General features: G+C 67.2%; 21 protein-coding genes. 12 read left to right on the forward strand and 9 right to left on the reverse strand.

Annotation, left to right across the window (positions count from 1 at the left end; genetic code table 11):
* The first annotated feature begins 317 nt into the window (after nt 1-317).
* Together AC3WUM_RS15135 and AC3WUM_RS15140 are read left to right on the forward strand one after the other, a co-directional pair.
* On the forward strand, nt 318-1,142 hold the full coding sequence (locus tag AC3WUM_RS15135; RefSeq protein WP_011805831.1) for a DUF932 domain-containing protein: 825 nt from the start codon (nt 318-320) through the stop codon (nt 1,140-1,142).
* Between the two features lie 78 nt (nt 1,143-1,220).
* Nucleotides 1,221-3,272 (forward strand): ParB/RepB/Spo0J family partition protein, encoded by a 2,052-nt coding sequence (locus tag AC3WUM_RS15140; protein WP_492411165.1) that lies wholly within the window; start codon nt 1,221-1,223, stop codon nt 3,270-3,272.
* Between the two features lie 207 nt (nt 3,273-3,479).
* Here the strand turns inward: AC3WUM_RS15140 and AC3WUM_RS15145 are convergent, their stop codons facing one another.
* The 8 genes from AC3WUM_RS15145 to AC3WUM_RS15180 all read right to left on the reverse strand — a co-directional run bounded on the left by AC3WUM_RS15145 (nt 3,480) and on the right by AC3WUM_RS15180 (nt 8,502).
* A complete protein-coding gene (locus AC3WUM_RS15145) occupies nt 3,480-4,010 on the reverse strand; it encodes a GNAT family N-acetyltransferase (protein WP_003107230.1) in 531 nt (176 codons plus the stop codon).
* A gap of 5 nt (nt 4,011-4,015) precedes the next feature.
* On the reverse strand, nt 4,016-5,245 hold the full coding sequence (gene chrA / locus AC3WUM_RS15150; RefSeq protein ID WP_003107233.1) for a chromate efflux transporter: 1,230 nt from the start codon (nt 5,243-5,245) through the stop codon (nt 4,016-4,018).
* Nucleotides 5,242-5,544, reverse strand: coding sequence for a PadR family transcriptional regulator (locus tag AC3WUM_RS15155; RefSeq protein ID WP_003107234.1), 303 nt, complete (start codon nt 5,542-5,544; stop codon nt 5,242-5,244). Before AC3WUM_RS15155 ends, chrA begins: the two co-directional genes overlap by 4 nt.
* 98 nt (nt 5,545-5,642) lie before the next feature.
* Nucleotides 5,643-6,065 (reverse strand): arsenate reductase (glutaredoxin), encoded by a 423-nt coding sequence (gene arsC, locus AC3WUM_RS15160; protein WP_013721779.1) that lies wholly within the window; start codon nt 6,063-6,065, stop codon nt 5,643-5,645.
* A gap of 17 nt (nt 6,066-6,082) precedes the next feature.
* Entirely contained in the window at nt 6,083-7,168 is a 1,086-nt protein-coding gene (gene arsB, locus AC3WUM_RS15165) for an ACR3 family arsenite efflux transporter (protein ID WP_013721778.1), read from the reverse strand.
* 10 nt (nt 7,169-7,178) lie between these two features.
* Nucleotides 7,179-7,676 (reverse strand): arsenate reductase ArsC, encoded by a 498-nt coding sequence (locus AC3WUM_RS15170; protein WP_013721777.1) that lies wholly within the window; start codon nt 7,674-7,676, stop codon nt 7,179-7,181.
* Between the two features lie 12 nt (nt 7,677-7,688).
* The gene (locus AC3WUM_RS15175; RefSeq protein ID WP_003107243.1) at nt 7,689-8,159 is read right to left on the reverse strand and encodes an ArsI/CadI family heavy metal resistance metalloenzyme; all 471 of its coding nucleotides are present in this window, start codon (nt 8,157-8,159) and stop codon (nt 7,689-7,691) included.
* A gap of 13 nt (nt 8,160-8,172) precedes the next feature.
* Entirely contained in the window at nt 8,173-8,502 is a 330-nt protein-coding gene (locus tag AC3WUM_RS15180; RefSeq protein WP_003116799.1) for an ArsR/SmtB family transcription factor, read from the reverse strand.
* A gap of 785 nt (nt 8,503-9,287) precedes the next feature.
* On the opposite strand from AC3WUM_RS15180, the gene AC3WUM_RS15185 reads away from it, so the two are divergent.
* A complete protein-coding gene (locus tag AC3WUM_RS15185; RefSeq protein ID WP_015014848.1) occupies nt 9,288-9,602 on the forward strand; it encodes a DUF736 domain-containing protein in 315 nt (104 codons plus the stop codon).
* 63 nt (nt 9,603-9,665) lie between these two features.
* Here the strand turns inward: AC3WUM_RS15185 and AC3WUM_RS15190 are convergent, their stop codons facing one another.
* Entirely contained in the window at nt 9,666-9,971 is a 306-nt protein-coding gene (locus tag AC3WUM_RS15190; protein WP_013721774.1) for a helix-turn-helix domain-containing protein, read from the reverse strand.
* A gap of 240 nt (nt 9,972-10,211) precedes the next feature.
* On the opposite strand from AC3WUM_RS15190, the gene AC3WUM_RS15195 reads away from it, so the two are divergent.
* From AC3WUM_RS15195 to AC3WUM_RS15235, 9 genes are all read left to right on the forward strand, one after another.
* Nucleotides 10,212-10,562, forward strand: coding sequence for a DUF2958 domain-containing protein (locus tag AC3WUM_RS15195; RefSeq protein WP_036193275.1), 351 nt, complete (start codon nt 10,212-10,214; stop codon nt 10,560-10,562).
* Between the two features lie 308 nt (nt 10,563-10,870).
* A complete protein-coding gene (locus AC3WUM_RS15200) occupies nt 10,871-11,644 on the forward strand; it encodes a DUF2285 domain-containing protein (protein WP_492411166.1) in 774 nt (257 codons plus the stop codon).
* An 83-nt stretch (nt 11,645-11,727) separates the two neighbouring features.
* Nucleotides 11,728-12,009: a helix-turn-helix transcriptional regulator gene (locus AC3WUM_RS15205; protein WP_003107109.1), complete on the forward strand. Its 282-nt coding sequence runs from the start codon at nt 11,728-11,730 to the stop codon at nt 12,007-12,009.
* Between the two features lie 26 nt (nt 12,010-12,035).
* Nucleotides 12,036-12,893, forward strand: a complete 858-nt coding sequence (locus AC3WUM_RS15210; RefSeq protein WP_492411167.1) for a replication initiator protein A — start codon at nt 12,036-12,038, stop codon at nt 12,891-12,893.
* A 253-nt stretch (nt 12,894-13,146) separates the two neighbouring features.
* A complete protein-coding gene (gene parA, locus AC3WUM_RS15215; protein WP_492411168.1) occupies nt 13,147-13,785 on the forward strand; it encodes a ParA family partition ATPase in 639 nt (212 codons plus the stop codon).
* Nucleotides 13,782-14,054, forward strand: coding sequence for a chromosome partitioning protein ParB (locus tag AC3WUM_RS15220; protein WP_121428838.1), 273 nt, complete (start codon nt 13,782-13,784; stop codon nt 14,052-14,054). The genes parA and AC3WUM_RS15220 overlap by 4 nt, the downstream gene beginning before the upstream one ends.
* Nucleotides 14,051-14,584, forward strand: coding sequence for a DUF2840 domain-containing protein (locus tag AC3WUM_RS15225; RefSeq protein ID WP_121428823.1), 534 nt, complete (start codon nt 14,051-14,053; stop codon nt 14,582-14,584). The genes AC3WUM_RS15220 and AC3WUM_RS15225 overlap by 4 nt, the downstream gene beginning before the upstream one ends.
* Nucleotides 14,581-15,177 carry a S26 family signal peptidase gene (locus AC3WUM_RS15230; protein WP_492411169.1) on the forward strand — a complete coding sequence of 199 codons (597 nt, stop codon included), beginning with the start codon at nt 14,581-14,583 and terminating at the stop codon, nt 15,175-15,177. Before AC3WUM_RS15225 ends, AC3WUM_RS15230 begins: the two co-directional genes overlap by 4 nt.
* Before the next feature lie 448 nt (nt 15,178-15,625).
* Complete coding sequence (locus tag AC3WUM_RS15235) at nt 15,626-17,611, forward strand: relaxase/mobilization nuclease domain-containing protein (RefSeq protein WP_492411170.1); 1,986 nt, start codon at nt 15,626-15,628, stop codon at nt 17,609-17,611.
* The last annotated feature ends 24 nt before the right edge of the window (nt 17,612-17,635 follow it).

A 17,635-nucleotide genomic window follows, 5' to 3' on the forward strand; every position in this document is an offset into this window, starting at 1 on the left:
GTTGCCTTGTCCAGCCGTCTCCCCTGACTTCATCACCTTCACCGCGACTGTAGCCCGCGCCCGTGTGCCGTCAAGGCGCGCAGGGCCGTGTCCTCGCTTCGCTGCGGGCCGCACCAACCCTGCGCTTGCCTCCTTGACGGCACCCGTTCGCGCGCTCCTGACCGTCGCGGGCGATGAACTCAGGAAAGACGGTGGCAACAGGGCCAACCGGGTTCCTCGTGCCGACCGCACCAAACAGCCGAAAGGCTGGGCTCCGAATCTAGGAATCCGGTGTGCGGTGAACAGCAAACCCTTCTTTCTTTGTCAGGAGAAATGCCATGCAACTCGCATCCCGCTTCGCTTCCCGTTCCCCGGTGCTGCGTTCGGAACGTCCCTTGTCCGACGACCAAATCCGGGCCGTGGCCCCGTCCATCTTCGCGGACGCCCCGCACGAAAGCCGCTCCGAGCGGTACAGCTACATCCCCACCGCGACCGTGCTGCAAGAACTGCGCGGAGAAGGCTTCGAGCCTTTCATGGTGACGCAGACCCGCGTGCGCCACGACGACCGCCGCGACTACACCAAGCACATGATCCGGCTGCGCCACGCCAGCCAGATCAACGGCCGCGAGGCCAACGAAATCATCCTGCTGAACTCCCATGACGGCACCAGCAGCTATCAGATGCTGGCCGGGATGTTCCGCTTCGTTTGCAGCAATGGCCTTGTCTGCGGCGACACCGTGGCCGACGTGCGCGTGCCGCACAAGGGCGACGTGGCGGCGCAGGTCATCGAAGGCGCTTACGAAGTCCTGCACGGCTTCGACCGGGCGCAGGAATCGCGCGATGCCATGCGAGCCATCACGCTGGACGCAGGGGAATCGGAAGTGTTCGCCCGCGCTGCGCTGGCGTTGAAGTACGACGAGGACAAGCCTGCACCCATCACGGAATCGCAAATCCTGATGCCGCGCCGCCATGACGACGACCGCCGCGACCTGTGGAGCGTGTTCAACCGCACGCAGGAGAACTTGACCAAAGGCGGCCTGTCCGCCCGCGCCGCGAATGGCCGCCGCCAGACCACCCGGCCCGTGCAGGGCATCGACCAAAGCGTGCGCCTGAATCGCGCCCTGTGGCTGCTGGCCGATGGCCTGCGCCAGTTGAAAGCCTGAATCCCCACGCGGCAGGGGCAGGCAGCAGCCCTTGCCGCTTCTCTCGCTGCTGCATCCCAACCGCAAGGAGTTATCACCATGAACGCCGTACTCAAAACCGAAACCGTCGCCATCGAAGCCGCCGCACCGCTGGAAGTGGCCGACCCGACCAAGAACCTGATCTTGGTTCCGCTGTCGCAGTTGCTGCCGCGCCGTTCCAAACGCAATGTCCGCACTACCCCGCGCCAGTCCATCCCCGAACTGGCCGCGAGCATTGCCCGCATCGGCCTGTTGCAAAACCTGATCGTCATTCTTGCCGCCGATGGCGAGGCTTACGAGGTGGTGGCAGGCGACCGCCGCCTGACCGCCTTGAAGCTGCTGGCGAAGAAGAAGCGCATCCCCGCCGACTACGAAGTGCCGTGCCTGCTGGTGGCCGACGCTTCCGCCCGCACCGTCAGCCTTGCGGAGAACGTGCAGCGCGAGAACATGCACCCCGCCGACCAGTTCGCGGCCTTCGCCGCGCTGGTCAAGGAAGGCCGGCCCATCGAGGACATTGCCGCCGACTTCGGCGTGTCCCCGCTGGTGGTGCAGCGCCGCTTGAAGCTGGCGAATGTCTCGCCGCGCCTGATGGTCGACTACCGGGCCGGTAGCGTGACGCTGGAACAGTTGATGGCTTTGACCATCACCGACGACCACGCCGCGCAGGAGGCCGCGTTCTATGGTGCGCCGGAATGGCAGCGCAGCCCGTCCAAGCTGCGCGAGCGCCTGACCGAGCGCGAAATCGACGCCACGCACGCGCTGGTGCGCTTCGTCGGGCTGGACACCTACCGGCAGGCAGGCGGTGGCATCCGCCGCGACCTGTTCGCCGAAGGCGATGCCGGAACCTACCTCACCGACGCCGGAGTGCTGGAAACGCTGGTGCGCGACAAGCTGGCAACGCTGGCCGAGGACGTGCGCGCCGAGGGCTGGGCATGGGTGGAGGCCGTGCCGCATCTGGCCTACGAGGAACGGCAGGTGTTCCAGAACGCCCCGCGCCACCGCCGCGAGCCGACCACCCGCGAGGCCCGCCGCATCGCCTCGCTGGAAACCCGCCTCGAAAAGATCGACGCCGAACTGGAAGAAGCCTGCGACGCCGAGGACGAGGCCAAGGCCGAGAAGCTGGAACAGCGGCGCGATCAGGTGGTCAGCGAACTGCAAGACGCGGAGGACGCCTTACAAGGCTATGCCCCCGAGGTGCGCGAGGTGGCCGGTGCCATCGTCACCATCGACCGCAACGGCGAGGCCGTCATTCATCGCGGCCTGCTGCGCGAAGCCGAGGCCAAGGCGCTGCGCACGCTGGAAAAGCTGCGGCGCGGTTTCGGCAGTACCGAAGGCGAAGCCGCCAACGACGAGCACGAGGATGCCGACGACGCGCCCAAGACCGCGAGCCTGTCCGACCGGCTGGCGCAGCGGTTGAGCGCCCACCGCACGGCGGCGCTGCAAATCGAAGTCGCCCGGCATCCGCAGGTCGCGCTGGCCGCGCTGGTGCATGGCATGGTGCAGAAGGTCTTGCAGCCCGACGCCTACGGCGATGGACTGCCACTCGGCGTGCGCCTCACGGCGCAAGACCGGCTGGAAGGCATGGCCCCGGACTGGCCGGAATCGCCTGCCGCCGTGGCGCTGCGCGAACTGCAACAGGTAGCCGGTGAAGCCTTGCCGGAGGACAGCGCCGAACTGTTCGCCGCGCTGCTGGCGAAGTCGCAAGACGAACTGGTGCGGCTGCTGGCCGTGTGCGTGGCTTCCACGGTGGACGTGGTGACGCCCCGTGCCACGCCGCACCAGCCCGGCAAGGAACTGGCGCAGGCCGTGGGCCTCGACATGGCCGCATGGTGGAAGCCGACCGCAGAAGGCTACTTCAAGCACGTTTCCAAGGCCGTGATTCTGGATGCCGTGGGCGCGTTTGCACCGGAATTCGTCACCCGGCTGGCGAAGCTCAAGAAGGCCGACATTGCCAGCGAGGCCGAGCGGCTGGCCGATGGCACCGGCTGGATGCCCGCCATCTTCAAGGCCGAAGGCCCGCAGGAGGCCGCGCAGGAAGAAGGCCCGGAGCAGGACGCCCCGGAGGATACCGAGGCAATGGCGGATGAACCCGCCGAGGCACTGGCCGCTTGACCCGCGCCGAAGGCAAGCGCCCCGGCCTCGACCGGGGCGCTTCGCTTTGTGTGGTGGCGCATCGAGACGAAGGAATAACCGCGATCAGCACCGCGCCCAGGCCGTTCCGCCCTGGGCGCGGTGGACGCGAAATCCGGGTGCGACAGTGGCCGCGCCCGGTGTTCAAGGCCAATAGCCGAATTAAAACGCCGCCGCCTTCGCGCTGGCTCAGGCGGCGGCGTTGAAGGCATCGCTGTAGTGCGCGATGCCTTCCGGCACTGTCCCATGCAGGGCCAGCGCCATGAAATAGCCGGGCGGCACGCCCGGCAGTTGCAAGCCCGCATGGGCCTGGAAGCCAAAGCGCGTGTAGTACGTTGGATCTCCCAGCAGCACGCAGCCTGCGGCCTGCATAGCCCGCAGTTCAGACAGCGCCTGTTCCATCAGGCGCGAACCGATGCCTCGCCCCTGCCTTGGCGGCAGGACGGAGATCGGCCCCAACCCATACCAGCCCTCGGTCTTTCGCCTGTGCTCATGGGTGATCGTTACTGGCGACAGCGCGACGTGACCGACGACGCGCCCATGTTCTTCGGCCACGATGGAAAGCGTCAGTTCGTTGGCGGCACGCAAGGCGCGCACGATGAATTGCTCGGTGTGGCTGGTGTGTGGTGCATCAGCGAAGGCGGCGGTCGTGACCGCTTCGATGGCGGCAATGTCGTCGGCGGTTTCGTGTCGGAGCTGGATGGTCAGGGTGTGCCACATGAGATTCAGACGCCCATCGCCATGACCCAGCCCACCAGCCCGGCTAACAGCACCACGAGCGCCGGCGGCACGCGCCCCACCGTCAGCAGTCCGAACGAGAGCAGCGCCAGCCCAAAATCCGCCTTGCTGTGGATGGCACTCGTCCATACCGGGTCATAGAGGGCGGACACCAGAATACCGACCACGCCGGCGTTGATGCCGGCCATGGCCGTCTGGATGCCCGCGCGGTGGCGCAGCCCTTCCCAGAACGGCAGTGCACCGACCAGCATGAAAAAAGCGGGGAGGAAGATCGTGCCCAGGAGTGCCAGCCCGCCGATCCAGCCATGCAGCGGTCCGTGGGCGACCGCGCCGAGGTAGGCCGAGAAAGTGAACAGCGGCCCCGGCACGGCCTGCGCCGCACCGTAGCCGGCCAGGAAGTCGGCATTGCTCACGACGCCGCTGGGCACCACCGAGGCCTGCAGCAGCGGCAGCACAACGTGTCCACCGCCGAAGACCAGTGCACCGGAGCGGTACACCCCTTCCAGCAGGGCTATCGTGGACGAGTCCGTGGCTGCCGCCCACAGGGGCAGCCCGACGAGCGGTGCGGCAAACAGCAGCAGCGCCACGATGCCCAGCTTGCGCGAGACGGGGTAGCTGTGGGCGTGGCCGCCGCCGGGTTGCGCGATCTTCAATGTCCACCAGCCCAGCAGCCCTGCCACCGCGATGGCGGCAAGCTGTCCCGCGGCCGAGGGCAGGACCATGGTCAGCAGCGCCGCCAGAATGGCCAGCGCGGCGCGCGGCCGGTCCGGGCACAACGACTTGGCCATCCCCCAGACCGCTTGCGCCACGATGGCCACGGCGACGACCTTGAGCCCGTGCACCCAGCCGGACTGGGCCAGCCCCTGGTACTCGGCGATGCCAAAGGCGAACAGGATCAGCGCAATAGCCGATGGCAAGGTGAATCCGGCCCAGGCCGCCAGCAGCCCCAGCCAGCCCGCGCGGCCCAACCCCAGCGCCATACCGACCTGGCTGCTGGCCGGCCCCGGCAGGAACTGGCACAGGGCGACCAGATCGGAGTAGCTGCGGTCATCCAGCCAGCGGCGACGCTCGACGAACTCCGAGCGGAAATAGCCCAGATGCGCGATCGGCCCGCCGAAGGAGGTCAGCCCCAGCTTGAGGAAGGCGCCGAAGACTTCGACGGGTGAGCCGCGCGCGGCAGCGGCCTCATGCTGCAAGGTGTTGGTGGAATCTGTCATTTGTGCATCGCCTCCCCGGTGAACTCCCGGATGCGGTCCTTGGCCAGCGCCAAGCCTTCCTTGCCCTTGGGCGTGATCGTGTAGAGCTTGCGCACGGTGCGCCCTTCACGCTCCTGGCGGGAGACGAGGTAGCCGTCGCGCTCCATCTTGTGCAGCATCGGGTACAGCGTTCCGGGGGAGAGGCGGTAGCCGTGGTGGGCCAGCTCGTCGATCATCCATTGCCCGTAGATCTCCTGCTCGGCTGCGTGGTGCAGCACATGCAGGCGGATCAGCCCCGACAGCAGGTCGTGGTGCTCCATGGCACGTGGAGTAGGTTTCTCTTTCATATCGAATATCGATAACGAAATTCGATAATACCAGCCTCACTTCAGATTGCCTGCCGCTTGTGCGGGAGGTCTCAGACCCTGCGACCCTCCGCATCCACCACGGCTTCGCCGTCTTCCTTGCGGAACGCGCCGCGCTGCGGCTGCGGCAGGATGTCCAGCACGGCCTCCGAAGGCCGGCACAGGCGCGTGCCCAGCGGCGTGACCACAATGGGCCGGTTGATGAGGATGGGATGCTGGAGCATGAAGTCGATCAACCGGTCATCGCCCCACTGCGGGTCGCCCAGGCCCAGTTCGGCATAGGGCGTGCCTTTCTCGCGCAGCACGGCGCGCGCCGATACGCCCATTGCGGCGATCAGCACCATCAGCGTCGCCCGATCGGGCGGGGTCTTCAGGTACTCGATGACCGTGGGCTCCTCGCCGCTGTTGCGGATCAGGGCCAGCACGTTGCGCGAGGTGCCGCAGTCGGGATTGTGGTAGATCGTGACGGTGCTCATGGGAGTGACCTGGTTGGTTATCGGGTGGCGGAGTTCGGGCCGCATTCGTACCAGCCGCGCGAGCGGTTGACCACGCGCACGACCAGCAGCATCACGGGTACCTCGATCAGCACGCCGACCACGGTGGCCAACGCCGCGCCGGACTGGAAGCCGAACAGGCTGATGGCGGCGGCCACGGCCAGCTCGAAGAAGTTGGAGGCACCAATCAGCGCCGAGGGACAGGCAATGTTGTGCTGCTCGCCCAGCCGACGGTTGAGCCAGTAGGCCAACCCGGAGTTGAAGAACACCTGGATCAGGATCGGCACCGCCAACATGGCGATCACCAGCGGCTGGCGGATGATGGCCTCGCCCTGGAAGGCGAACAGCAGCACCAGCGTGAGCAGCAGCGCCGCGATCGACAGAGGGCCGATGCGCTCCAGCGCCCGGTCGAAGGCGGCTTGGCCCTTGCTCAGCAACGCGCGGCGCCAGAGCTGGGCCAGGATGACCGGAATCACGATGTACAGACCGACCGATACCAGTAAGGTGTCCCACGGCACCGTAATGGACGATAAGCCCAGTAGCAGGCCCACGATTGGGGCGAAGGCGAAGACCATGATGGTGTCGTTCAGCGCCACCTGCGACAGCGTGAACACAGGATCGCCCCCGGTCAGCCGGCTCCAGACGAACACCATTGCCGTGCAGGGTGCGGCGGCCAGCAGGATCAGGCCCGCGACATAGCTGTCGAGCTGGTCGGAGGGCAGCCACTGCGCGAAGACCTGGCGGATGAAGATCCAGGCGAGTAGCGCCATCGAGAAGGGTTTGACGGCCCAGTTGACGAACAGCGTCACGCCGATGCCGCGCCAATGCTGCTTGACTTGGCCGAGAGCGCCGAAGTCCACCTTGAGCAGCATGGGAATGATCATCACCCAGATCAGCAGGCCCACCGGCAGGTTGACCTGCGCGATCTCCATGCGGCCGATGGCATGGAACACGCTGGGCGCGAACTGGCCGAGCGCGATACCGGCGACGATGCACAGCAGTACCCACACGCTCAGGTAGCGCTCGAAGACGCTCATGGTGGGGGCGGCCGGCACGCGGCTGGCCGTTTGGGTTCCAACACTCATCGCGCAGACCTCACTTCGTGCCGATGCTGCGCAGCTCGTGCTGCAGCGACATGGCATCCAGGCGTTGCATCGGCAGCGACAGGAATAGCTCGATGCGCCGGCGCAAGGTCAGCGCCGCATCCGTGAATGCCTTGCGCTTCTGTTCGTCGGTGCCCTCGACGGCTGCGGGATCAGGCACACCCCAATGCGCCGACATCGGGCGTCCCGGCCACACGGGGCAGACCTCGCCGGCGGCGTTGTCGCAGACCGTGAAGATGAAATCCAGCTCCGGCGCACCGGGCGCCGCGAACTCGTCCCAGTTCTTGCTGCGGTAGCCGGCGGTCGGCATGTGCAGCCGCTCCAGCGTGGCGAGCGCCAGTGGGTGGACTTCGCCCTTGGGGTGGCTGCCCGCCGAGTAGGCGCGAAAGCGCCCCTGGCCCAATTCATTGAGGATGCCTTCGGCCAGGATGGAGCGGGCCGAGTTACCCGTGCAGATGAACAGGGCGTTGTAGGTCTTGTCGGTGGTCATGGGTATCTCACATCAGCAGCAGGAGGAAGCCGGCTTCACCGCAACGCCCACCGGCTTGCCGCGCACCGGGGTACAGCACGCTGCGGCGGAAGTCGCTGCAGGCGCCGCTTCGTTAAAGACCGGAATGTTGCCCAGCGTGTGGAAGTGCTCCCAGGCCACGCCCTGCGGATCGGTGATCCAGTGCTTCTCGCTGCGCGCGTAGCAGCAGGTCGTGGTGCCCTCGTCCAGCAGCGTCATGTCGGCCGCCTCGGCGCGGGCCTTCAGCACCGCCAATTCCTCGGCATCGTCGGTCTGGATACCCAGGTGGTCGATGCCCGGCTTGTTGCCACGTGTGGAGATGGCGAAGTTGACCGGCGGGTCTTCGAGCATCCATTTGGCGTAGTCGCCTTCGACGCGCGCGGGCTGCGCGGCGAACAGTTGGGAATAGAAGCCGATGCTGCGGTTCAGGTCATCGACGTGCAGGTGGACGTGAAAGCGCTTCATGGGGGTGATCCTTTCAGCAGGAAGTACAGGCAGAGGAGGATTCGGTGACCTCGCACGCGCCGCCCTGGCAGCAGTGCTCGGTCAGATAGCCGAGCAGCCCATTCATCTGGGTGAAGTCGGCGCGGTAGATCAGGTTGCGGCCCTGCTGCTCGATGGTGACCAGGCCGGCATGGGCCAGTTCTTTCAGGTGGAAGGACAGGGAGTTGCGGGCCACGTCGAGCTGGTCGGCGAGGACGCTGGGTGTCAGCCCTTCGGGGCCGGCGACCACCAGGGCGCGGAACACGCGCAGCCGCTGGGTATGGGCCAGGGCGCCGAGGGCGGAAATGGCTTGGGTCTCGTTCATGATTCGATAATACAACATTTATTGAATCATTGGCAAAACGCTTCAATTGAATGGAGCCTGCGCGCTTGCGAGGCTTGACTTTCAAGACAGTTGCTCACGCCTTCGCGCCTGCGGCGCTGCGCGCTTCGCTTGCCTCCAGGGGAAAGCCCTGCGGGCTATCCCCGCCGCGCGCAGCTTGGCGCCCCTCGATGTGGCCGAACCGGCTGCGCCGGATCGGCCCGTCCAGCGCCCCGCCGCGATGAACGGGGCGCTGGCGAACACGCTGGCGCTTGCTGCGGCAGGTTGTGCAGGTGCGTGCCGTCCTCAACGCTGGCGGTTCCTGCCCATCACGTCACGAAGGACGGTTCACGGACAACCCGCCCGGCATCGCTAGGGAGCTTCCACGCCACGCCTCAAGACCGGCGCCGCAAGGTGTGGTGGAGGCGTTCTCGCCTGTCGTTGCGGGGTTGACCTCGCCCGCGTCAGCGGGCGAGCCGGAGAAGCCTTCGAGCGGGGATGCCGAGCAGGCCCTATCTCCTTTCGGAGCGGTTCGACCCAAGGCGTCCTTGCCTCGTTGTGAATCCTGGCGGTGGCGCGGCTGCGCCTCGGGCTTCATGGCTGCAACCGTCCGGCGAAAACAATTTCCCCGCCGCTGCACGGCTTCCTCGCGCAGCAAATTCTCTTCGCCTCCCGGCTCTCCACTGCGTTTCGACCGCAAGCGGTGCGGCCAGCCCGTCCCCTGCCGGCCGGATCACAACAAGGACGCGATGGGCGCGAACCTTGTTCAACCGAAAGGAGAAAACATCATGGCCAACATCGGCACCTTCACCGCAGACAAAGACGGCTTCACCGGCACGCTTCGCACCCTGACACTCAACGTCAAGGCCAAGCTGGTTCCCAACGACAAGGGCAGCAGCGAGAACGCCCCCGACTTCCGCCTCCAGGCCGCCGGCCACGACATCGGCGCGGCGTGGAAGAAGACAAGCGAGGCCGGGCGCGATTACCTGTCCGTGACCCTCGACGATCCTTCGTTCCCGGCTCCGGTCTATGCCCGCCTGATCGAAGGCGAGGACGGCACGCACGACCTTATCTGGTCGCGCAGCAAGCCCCAGGCGGCGTGACCGCCGCAGCGCCCCGCCCATCGCGGCGGGGCGCTGTGCTGCTGGTCGCAGCACATCACAACGTCACGCGCGCGGCTTCGCCGCGTCGCGTTCCTTCAACACCGCCTCCAGCTCCTGGCGCACCTGCGCCAGCAGTTCGTCGGCCTTGTGCGGGCTATTGCCCGCATAGGCCAGCGTCAGCAGTGTGAGCGGGTGGATCTCCATCACCTCGCACAGCTCGGCCAGCTTGTTCAAGGTCGGGCTTTTCAGGTCGCGTTCGAGGGTACTCATATAGGTACGGCTGGACACGTCAGAGAAGGCTTCCTGGCTCAAGCCACGGGCCTTTCTAACTGTCTTCAACGCCTTCGCCAATGAGTTCCCAGCCGCCACCTATGGTTTCCCTCGAAAAACCAAGATGACAGCCCATTGCGTCCTATAGAGCTACAATCTATAGTGTACATTTGGTGTTCTACGTTTTTGTGCCTTTACGGAAATCCGCATCGGCGGGTTCCAGCAAAGCCACGCAAGCGCATCCGCGCTTGCGCACGAAGGCGTAAATCCGGTTTGGCGGTTCTGCGCTTGGGCGTGAAACCGCATCCGTGCATCATTGGATTTGTGGGATTGCCGACCATGCCCCAGCCACTCGCCACCGTCCCGGAGCGCGCGCAACTGCTCGCCAACGGCGAGGCCCGCGCCGCTGGCCGGGCCATCGACCCGGTGCCCGTGGTGCGGCTGTTCACGCCGGACGCGCATGTGACCTGGCTGCTGGCTGCGCTCGATCCCGCCGATGGCGACACTGCCTGGGGCCTCATCGACCTGGGGATCGGCATGCCGGCCCAGGGCACCGTCAAGCTGTCCGAACTGGCCGGCATCGTCGGGCCGCATCAGCAGCCCGTGATGCGCGACCTCTTCTTCCGACCCACACGCACGCTGTCGGAGTACACCCGGCTGGCCGAGCGCGACGGGGCTATCCCGGACTGAACACAGCCTACTGTGACTTTTTCAGTCCGGTGTCATACCAGATAGGTCTCAATCGAGATTCTTGCGGCGTAGCCGCACCAATCTGATCCAAATAGACATGATGCCCGGCGCGGGCTGCGGCAGGCTGGCTTGTATGGCGCCCCACATCGGGGCGCTGCCGCCGCAGCATTGAGACGAATACCGCAACGCATCGGAGCCAATCGGTCTTGACAGCCCCAATCCACTTTTTAACCCATGACGTTCTGACGATGGCGATGTAGCGCGTAGCCCTGCCGTGGCGGCGAGTCCTGTTCGCGGGAGGTTGCGTCATGGTCGATCCCCATCACGTCGTGCATTGGTATCCAACTGCGGCATACCTATACGTCTTGTGGCTGGATGCGCTCGCACTGGCTTGGGAATACCTGCGCAGGCATCCCGACTACCGGCTCGACTGGCTGCGCTGTCACCGTCGGCCACAGGCGGCACAGGAAGCGGCGCACCGCTGGGGCTTGCGCCTGCTGGAAGACCCGATACTGGATGCACGCGACGCGCATCCGGCTTGGCTGCCTGGCCATGCAGCCGTAGTGCAGCTCTATCCCGACGCTGACCCGCCACAGGATGCCGCCGCTTTCGCGTTCTGGCGCATCCCCGGCCACAAGCAGTTGCTCCACGACGGCAAAGGGCTGGCGTTGATCGCGCGCAGCCCAGGCCGTTGCCTGCGCTTCGCGCTCGCGCCTGGACTGGAAGACGGCATGGCTGTCGCCTATGCCCACCGCGGCGGTGCTGCAGCGCCTGCGCGCAGCCAAGCACCCGGTGCGGCCCTGGTCGATGCCAAGCCCAGGCCAACACCTTCCGCGCTGCTGGAACTGCATACCCTGCAGGCGCTCGACGCGACCCTGGCGGGCGCGTCCTTGCGCGATGTCGGCGAAGGCTTGTTCGGCGTGGACGCCGTGGCCGATTGGTACAGCGACGGCGGGCTGCGCTCGAAGGTGCGCCGCCTGGTACGGCGTGGCGATGAATTGATGCGCGGCGGCTATCGCCGATTAGCACAGCTTCCGCCGCCTGAGAAGGGCCGTTTTGAGGACGACGCAAAACGGCCCTGAGCAGGACAGCTTGGTTTTCTGAGACTGCCTCCATCCGGTCGCGCTGTGTGGCCGGGCGTTTTCAACCGATGGAGGTTCACGCCATGCGTCCCGCTCCCTTGCGGCCTGCCGCCACTGTCTCGACCGCTGCCGCGCAGCCTCAACGCTATCTCACCAACGACGAAGCCGCCGAGTACCTGCGCCTGTCGCCGCGCACGCTGGAAAAGCAGCGCGTGATCGGCGGCGGCCCGCGCTTTCGCAAGTTCGGCCGCCGCGTCATGTACGCCGTGGCCGACCTCGACGCCTGGGCCGCCGACCGCAGTTTCGAGACGACTTCCGATCCCGAATACGCCGAGCACCACTCGGCCGACAGCCGTGCGCGCTGATCGGCGGCGCGCGGCAGGCCATCGCTATGTACAGCATCGCGCTGCCGTCCCGGCAGCGGCCGTTGCAGGAGCGCGAACAGCTCGACCTGTTCCGCGCCTTGCCCGGCGACATGGCACCGCGCGACAGCCAGGATTTGATGGCCTATCCGTTCTTCTCGCTCGCCAAGTCCAAGCGGGTCAAGCCCATCGACTTCCGCGCGGGCAACGTGACGATCCGCGTGGAAGGCACGCAGGAACATGGCATCGCCACGATTTGGGATGCAGACGTGCTGATATGGGCGGCCTCGCAGATCGTGGAGGCAAAGGACGCAGGCCTGCGGCCGTCGCGGCTGATGCGCGCCACGCCCTACGAGATCCTGCGCTTCATCGGGCGCGGCAAGTCGCTGCGCGACTACCAGCGCCTCAAGGCCGCGTTGGATCGCCTCCAATCGACCACGGTGGCCACGTCCATCCGCGAGACGACCGGGCGGCGCCTGCACCGCTTCTCGTGGATCAACGAATGGAAGGAACTGGCCGACGCCCGCGGCACGCCGCTGGGCATCGAGCTGATCCTGCCGGACTGGTTCTTTGCCGGCGTGCTCGACGCCGCCCTGGTGCTGACCATCGACCCGGCGTACTTCCGGCTCACTGGGGGCATCGAGCGGTGGCTGTACCGCCTGGTGCGCAAGCACGGCGGCAAGCAGGCATACGGTTGGCAGTTCGACTTTCGCTACCTGCACCGGAAATCGGGCAGTACCGCGAAGCCCTACGACTTCGCCTGCGACCTGCGCGCGCTTGTAGCGCGGCAGTCGCTGCCCGGCTACGTCCTGGGCATCGAGCGGATGCCGGACAACGGCATGGAGCTGCTGACCTTCCGGCCCGTGCCGCATACGGCACGGGGATAACTCCGGGAAAGCCTGTGGATGGCGTCGTGCTATCAGGCGTGCGGGGTATCGTGCTATCAGGCGTGGGCCTATCGTGCTATCAGGCGTGCCGATCGGCCGCAAATCCGCGCCAGCATTGGGTTTGCGCGCGCTCTAACTTCCCTAACTTAATTTCTCTAACTTTTAGTAGAGAAACGCCGCTGCGGTGGACAACCATCACTCGGCTCCAAGCGCAGCAGCAAAAGTCCGGCTTTCCAGCATGGGGGGCCGTGCCATGATCGTCGCTCTGCTCAATCAAAAAGGCGGCGTGGGCAAGACCACGCTCGCCACGCACATCGCCGGGGAGCTTGCGATGCGCGGCCAGCACGTCGTCCTGCTGGACGCCGACCCGCAGGGTTCATCGCTGGACTGGACGCAGCGCAGAAGCCAGCAAGGCTTGCCACGGCTGTTCAGCGCCGTGGGCCTCGCGCGCGAAACGCTGCATCAGGAAGCACCAGAACTCGCCAGACGGGCCGATCACGTCGTCATCGACGGCCCGCCGCGCATCGCCGCCTTGGCGCGCTCCGCGCTGCTGGCGGCTGAGCACGTGCTGATCCCCCTGCAGCCCAGCCCCTACGACCTGTGGGCCAGCGCCGAGATGGTGGCGCTGATCCGCGAGGCGCAGGTATTCCGGCCTGCGCTGCGCGCGGCCTTCGTCATCAACCGGCGCGTCAGCACCACCGTGATCGGGCGCGAAGCGCGCCAGGCGCTGGCCGACCAGCCGCTTCCTGCGCTGCGCTCTGAAGTGCATCAGCGCATCGTGTTCGCCGACAGCGTGGCCGCTGGCCGGCTTGCACGCGAGACAGCGCCGGACAGCGCCGCCGCGCGTGAAATCACCGCGCTGGTCGATGAACTGCTGCGGTGGCCGACATGACAGCGAAGCCACCGATACGCGCCAAGCGCGTCGGCATCGGCGCGCGTCCGCCCGCGAATCCGCACGCCGAGGCGTGGATTCGCCAGGGCGACGCCGACGCGCTGGGCAAGGGCGACCTCTACACCGCCCGCCTGACCCTCGACATCACGCCCGCGCTGCGGGCGCGCATCAAGGTGTCGGCCTTCACGCAAGGCGTGACTGTGGCCGACCTGCTGCGCGGCCTGCTGGAGCGCGAGTTTCTGGAGCACCGCAAGGAGAGCACGCCATGACTGCATCCGCTTCGCCTGCCGCTGGCGCGGCCACGGCTGCGCTCGCAGCACCTTCCGGTCAGCCTGCCAGTGCACCGCTGACGCGCGTGGCGCTGGCTTACATCGAACCGCGTTTCAAGCTCTATCTGCGCTTCGGTGAACCCACACGCACCCTCCAACTCGACCGTTGGCGGCGCTGCGCGGTGTTCACGCCGGGCGCCGTGTTCTGCCGCATCCGCTGGCAGGCCAATGACTACGGCACCGTGCGCTGGCAGCTCATGGTGATGCAGGCTTGCACGCCGTTGGACGCGGCGCAGCGCATCCCCGGCGTGCAGCCGGGCGCGCGCCTGCTGCTGCACGCCGAGGGCGAGAACGCAGTGCGCGCCGTGCTGGAGCGCATCGACGCCATCGAGGCGCTGGGTATCGCGCCTGCCGCTGCCTCGCCCGTGTACTGGCGCACGCTCGCCAACCGGCTCGCTGCGCGCCTGCCGCTGCCCGAATACAACGCCGAGCGGCACGCCGCCTGGCTCATCGGGAGGGCCCTGCCATGACCGCCGTTTCGACTGCCGGCACCGCGCCGCGTGCTCGCTCGCCCCGCGCACGTTTGCGCGCTCGCATCGTGCTGGCAGGCCTGTCCGCCTGCGGCCTCGCTGCGCTGGCCTGGGCGTCCTTCGTGCATCCGCTGCCGCGCCTGATCTACAACCCGTCCGACAGTGTTTCGGTCGGCTGGTATCGCGTTGATCCGCTGGGCCACGGCACCGGCTCGCTGCCACGTCCTTTGTCTGTGGGCAGCATCGTCCTGACCACGCTGCCGCCAGATGCCGCTGCGCTGGCTGCGCAGCGCGGCTACCTGCCGGCGCGCGTGCCGCTGCTCAAGCGTGTGGGCGCCGTCGCGCCGCAGGAAGTGTGCATCGCGGGCGGCATCGTCCGCATCGACGGCGTGCCTTCGGCCGCCGTGCTGCCTGCTGACCACTGGGGCCGGCCGCTGCCATCCTGGCAGCAATGCCGCCGCCTCGAACCCGGCGAACTGTTCCTGCTCAGTGTGACCAACCCGGCGTCGTTCGACAGCCGGTATTTCGGGCCGGTCAGCGCATCCGCCGTGATCGGCATTGCGCATTCGGTCTGGTTGGAGTCTCGCCCATGATGGCCGCCGACTCGCTGCACGTTGCCGTGCATCTTGTCGTGCCATCGGGCGTATCGTTCTGCTGGCCGTCGCCGTGTCGTCGCGCGTGCAGTGCGAGCGCATACGCGCAGCACTTCGCGCAGCCTTCCTATGTGCAGGCGTCTTGCCTCGAACGCCCCCGGCCTGTGGCCCTCATTGCCGTGGTTCGCGCGTTCGCCGGCGCGCTGGCTGCTCACGCAGCAGCGCCGCCGGGCCGCCGACGCCCGGAACGACAGCGAGGGGCAAAGGCGGAAGGCAAGACAAAAGGACGCGGCACCGGGCCGCGTCGAAAGCCTGTCTGCACATGGGGGTGGCGCGGCACGGAGCGGCTTCGCCGCCGTGCCGCGTGGGGCGCGAGGCCCGCGCCAATGCAGGCATGTCCGCGTGCTTCGCACGACAGGACACGCCAGAGCTTGCAGGGAGCGCAGCCATGACCGATCGCCGCGACGACGATTTCCGGGTGCGCCCCAGCGCCCCGAAGAACCGGGGCAAAGGCCAGGGCCAGAGCTTCGTTTCCAAGGTGCTCAAGCAGGCCGGCAAGGCCAGCGGCGGCAAGTCCTCGATGCGCCATTCCGCAGCCGGCGGCAGCGGCGCACGCGCCGGCCAGCGCCCCGGTTCACGGCTTGGGCGCGGCCACACGGCGGCGCGCTTCGCCGGGGCGAAGCTGACGCCCATGTCGCGGCGCGTGACCATCAAGACCCTGCTGGTCAATCAACGCAACGCCAGCCCGCAGTCGCTCGCCAAGCACCTGCGCTACATCGAGCGCGACGGCACCGGCCGCGATGGCGAACCGGGCCGGGCCTACGGGCCGCAGACTGACGATGCCGACCTCGATGCCTTCAAGGAGCGGGCCGACGACGACCGGCACCATTTCCGCTTCATCGTCTCCCCGGAGGACGGGGCCGAGCTGGACGACCTGCGCACCTACACCCGGCACCTGATGAACCGCATGGAGGCCGACCTGGGGACGCGGCTGGATTGGGTGGCAGTCGATCACTGGAACACCGACAACCCGCACACCCACCTGATCGTGCGCGGGCGCGACGACACCGGCAAAGACCTCATCATTGCGGGCGACTACATCGCCCACGGCTTCCGCCATCGGGCCGCCGAGTTGGCGACCGAATGGCTGGGACAGCGCACCGAACTGGATATTCAGCAGACCTTGGGACGCGAGGTGGAACAGGAGCGGTGGACGAGCCTCGACCGCACATTGCAGCGTGAGGCCGGCGAGGATGGCCGGGTGCAGATCGAACGCTTCAATGAACCCCGGCTGCAACGCCAGCGGCGGCTGCTGATCGGCCGCCTGCAACGCTTGCAGCGCCTGGGCCTAGCCGACGAGACGCAGCCCGGCACCTGGGCCGTCCATGCGGACGCGGAGAAGACCTTGCGCTCCCTGGGCGAACGCGGCGACATCATCCGCACCATGCAGCGGGCCATGAGCGGCCAGCCGCGCGAGCTGGCGGTGTTCGAGCCTGGCGACGACGGCCGCACCATCGTCGGCCGCGTGGCCGGCAAGGGGCTGGCCGACGAGCTGCACGACCGCGGCTATCTGGTCATCGACGGCACAGACGGCAAGGCCCACTACGTCGCGCTCAATGCCCGCGACGAACTGGCGAACTATCCCACGGGCGCGGTGGTGGAAGTGAAGGGTTCGGCCGACGTGCGCGCGGCCGACAAGAACATCGGCGCGTTGGCTAGTGATGGCCTGTACCGCACCGATCATCACCTGGCGATCGAGCAGGGCCGGGCCAAGCCCGACCGCGACCCGCAGGAAGTCGTCGCGGCCCACGTCCGCCGGCTGGAAGCCCTGCGCCGGGCCGGCATCGTGGAACGTGTGGCGGATGGACTATGGAAGGTGCCGGACAACCTGGCCGAGCGTGGCCGCCAGTACGACGCGCAACGGCTGGGCGGCGTGGCTGTGGAGCTGAAATCTCACCTGCCGATCGAGCGGCAGGCCCGCGTAATCGGCGCCACCTGGCTTGACCAGCAACTGATCGGCGGTGGCCGGGGATTGGGCGACCTGGGCTTTGGTGGCGATGCCAAGCAAGCCTTGCAGCAGCGCGCCGACTTCCTGGCCGAACAGGGGCTGGCCGAGCGGCGAGGACAGCGTGTGATCCTCGCCCGGAGCTTGCTGGGTACGCTGCGCAGCCGGGATCTGGCGCAGGCAGCCAAGGACATTGCCGCCGAAACCGGCCTGGAGCATCGGCCCACGGCAGACGGGCAGCGCGTGGCCGGCATCTACCGGCGCTCCGTCATGCTCGCCAGCGGGCGCTACGCGATGCTGGACGACGGCATGGGATTCAGCCTGGTGCCGTGGCGGCCAGTGATCGAACAACGGCTGGGACAGCAGCTTGCCGCGACGCTGCGCGGCAGCGGAGTGTCATGGGAATTCAACAAGTCTTTGGGACGTTAATTTCACAACGCCGGAACATCCATG

The organism is Hydrocarboniphaga sp. FW305-C-57, assembly GCF_058783045.1.

What these genes read in the sequence shown, in the direction of transcription:
- AC3WUM_RS15135 (WP_011805831.1), top strand. Translation starts at nt 318, where the DNA reads ATGCAACTCGCATCCCGCTTCGCTTCCCGTTCCCCGGTGCTGCGTTCG.
- AC3WUM_RS15140 (WP_492411165.1), top strand. Translation starts at nt 1,221, where the DNA reads ATGAACGCCGTACTCAAAACCGAAACCGTCGCCATCGAAGCCGCCGCA.
- AC3WUM_RS15145 (WP_003107230.1), bottom strand. Translation starts at nt 4,010, where the DNA reads ATGTGGCACACCCTGACCATCCAGCTCCGACACGAAACCGCCGACGAC.
- chrA (WP_003107233.1), bottom strand. Translation starts at nt 5,245, where the DNA reads ATGACAGATTCCACCAACACCTTGCAGCATGAGGCCGCTGCCGCGCGC.
- AC3WUM_RS15155 (WP_003107234.1), bottom strand. Translation starts at nt 5,544, where the DNA reads ATGGAGCACCACGACCTGCTGTCGGGGCTGATCCGCCTGCATGTGCTG.
- arsC (WP_013721779.1), bottom strand. Translation starts at nt 6,065, where the DNA reads ATGAGCACCGTCACGATCTACCACAATCCCGACTGCGGCACCTCGCGC.
- arsB (WP_013721778.1), bottom strand. Translation starts at nt 7,168, where the DNA reads ATGAGTGTTGGAACCCAAACGGCCAGCCGCGTGCCGGCCGCCCCCACC.
- AC3WUM_RS15170 (WP_013721777.1), bottom strand. Translation starts at nt 7,676, where the DNA reads ATGACCACCGACAAGACCTACAACGCCCTGTTCATCTGCACGGGTAAC.
- AC3WUM_RS15175 (WP_003107243.1), bottom strand. Translation starts at nt 8,159, where the DNA reads ATGAAGCGCTTTCACGTCCACCTGCACGTCGATGACCTGAACCGCAGC.
- AC3WUM_RS15180 (WP_003116799.1), bottom strand. Translation starts at nt 8,502, where the DNA reads ATGAACGAGACCCAAGCCATTTCCGCCCTCGGCGCCCTGGCCCATACC.
- AC3WUM_RS15185 (WP_015014848.1), top strand. Translation starts at nt 9,288, where the DNA reads ATGGCCAACATCGGCACCTTCACCGCAGACAAAGACGGCTTCACCGGC.
- AC3WUM_RS15195 (WP_036193275.1), top strand. Translation starts at nt 10,212, where the DNA reads ATGCCCCAGCCACTCGCCACCGTCCCGGAGCGCGCGCAACTGCTCGCC.
- AC3WUM_RS15200 (WP_492411166.1), top strand. Translation starts at nt 10,871, where the DNA reads ATGGTCGATCCCCATCACGTCGTGCATTGGTATCCAACTGCGGCATAC.
- AC3WUM_RS15205 (WP_003107109.1), top strand. Translation starts at nt 11,728, where the DNA reads ATGCGTCCCGCTCCCTTGCGGCCTGCCGCCACTGTCTCGACCGCTGCC.
- AC3WUM_RS15210 (WP_492411167.1), top strand. Translation starts at nt 12,036, where the DNA reads ATGTACAGCATCGCGCTGCCGTCCCGGCAGCGGCCGTTGCAGGAGCGC.
- parA (WP_492411168.1), top strand. Translation starts at nt 13,147, where the DNA reads ATGATCGTCGCTCTGCTCAATCAAAAAGGCGGCGTGGGCAAGACCACG.
- AC3WUM_RS15220 (WP_121428838.1), top strand. Translation starts at nt 13,782, where the DNA reads ATGACAGCGAAGCCACCGATACGCGCCAAGCGCGTCGGCATCGGCGCG.
- AC3WUM_RS15225 (WP_121428823.1), top strand. Translation starts at nt 14,051, where the DNA reads ATGACTGCATCCGCTTCGCCTGCCGCTGGCGCGGCCACGGCTGCGCTC.
- AC3WUM_RS15230 (WP_492411169.1), top strand. Translation starts at nt 14,581, where the DNA reads ATGACCGCCGTTTCGACTGCCGGCACCGCGCCGCGTGCTCGCTCGCCC.
- AC3WUM_RS15235 (WP_492411170.1), top strand. Translation starts at nt 15,626, where the DNA reads ATGACCGATCGCCGCGACGACGATTTCCGGGTGCGCCCCAGCGCCCCG.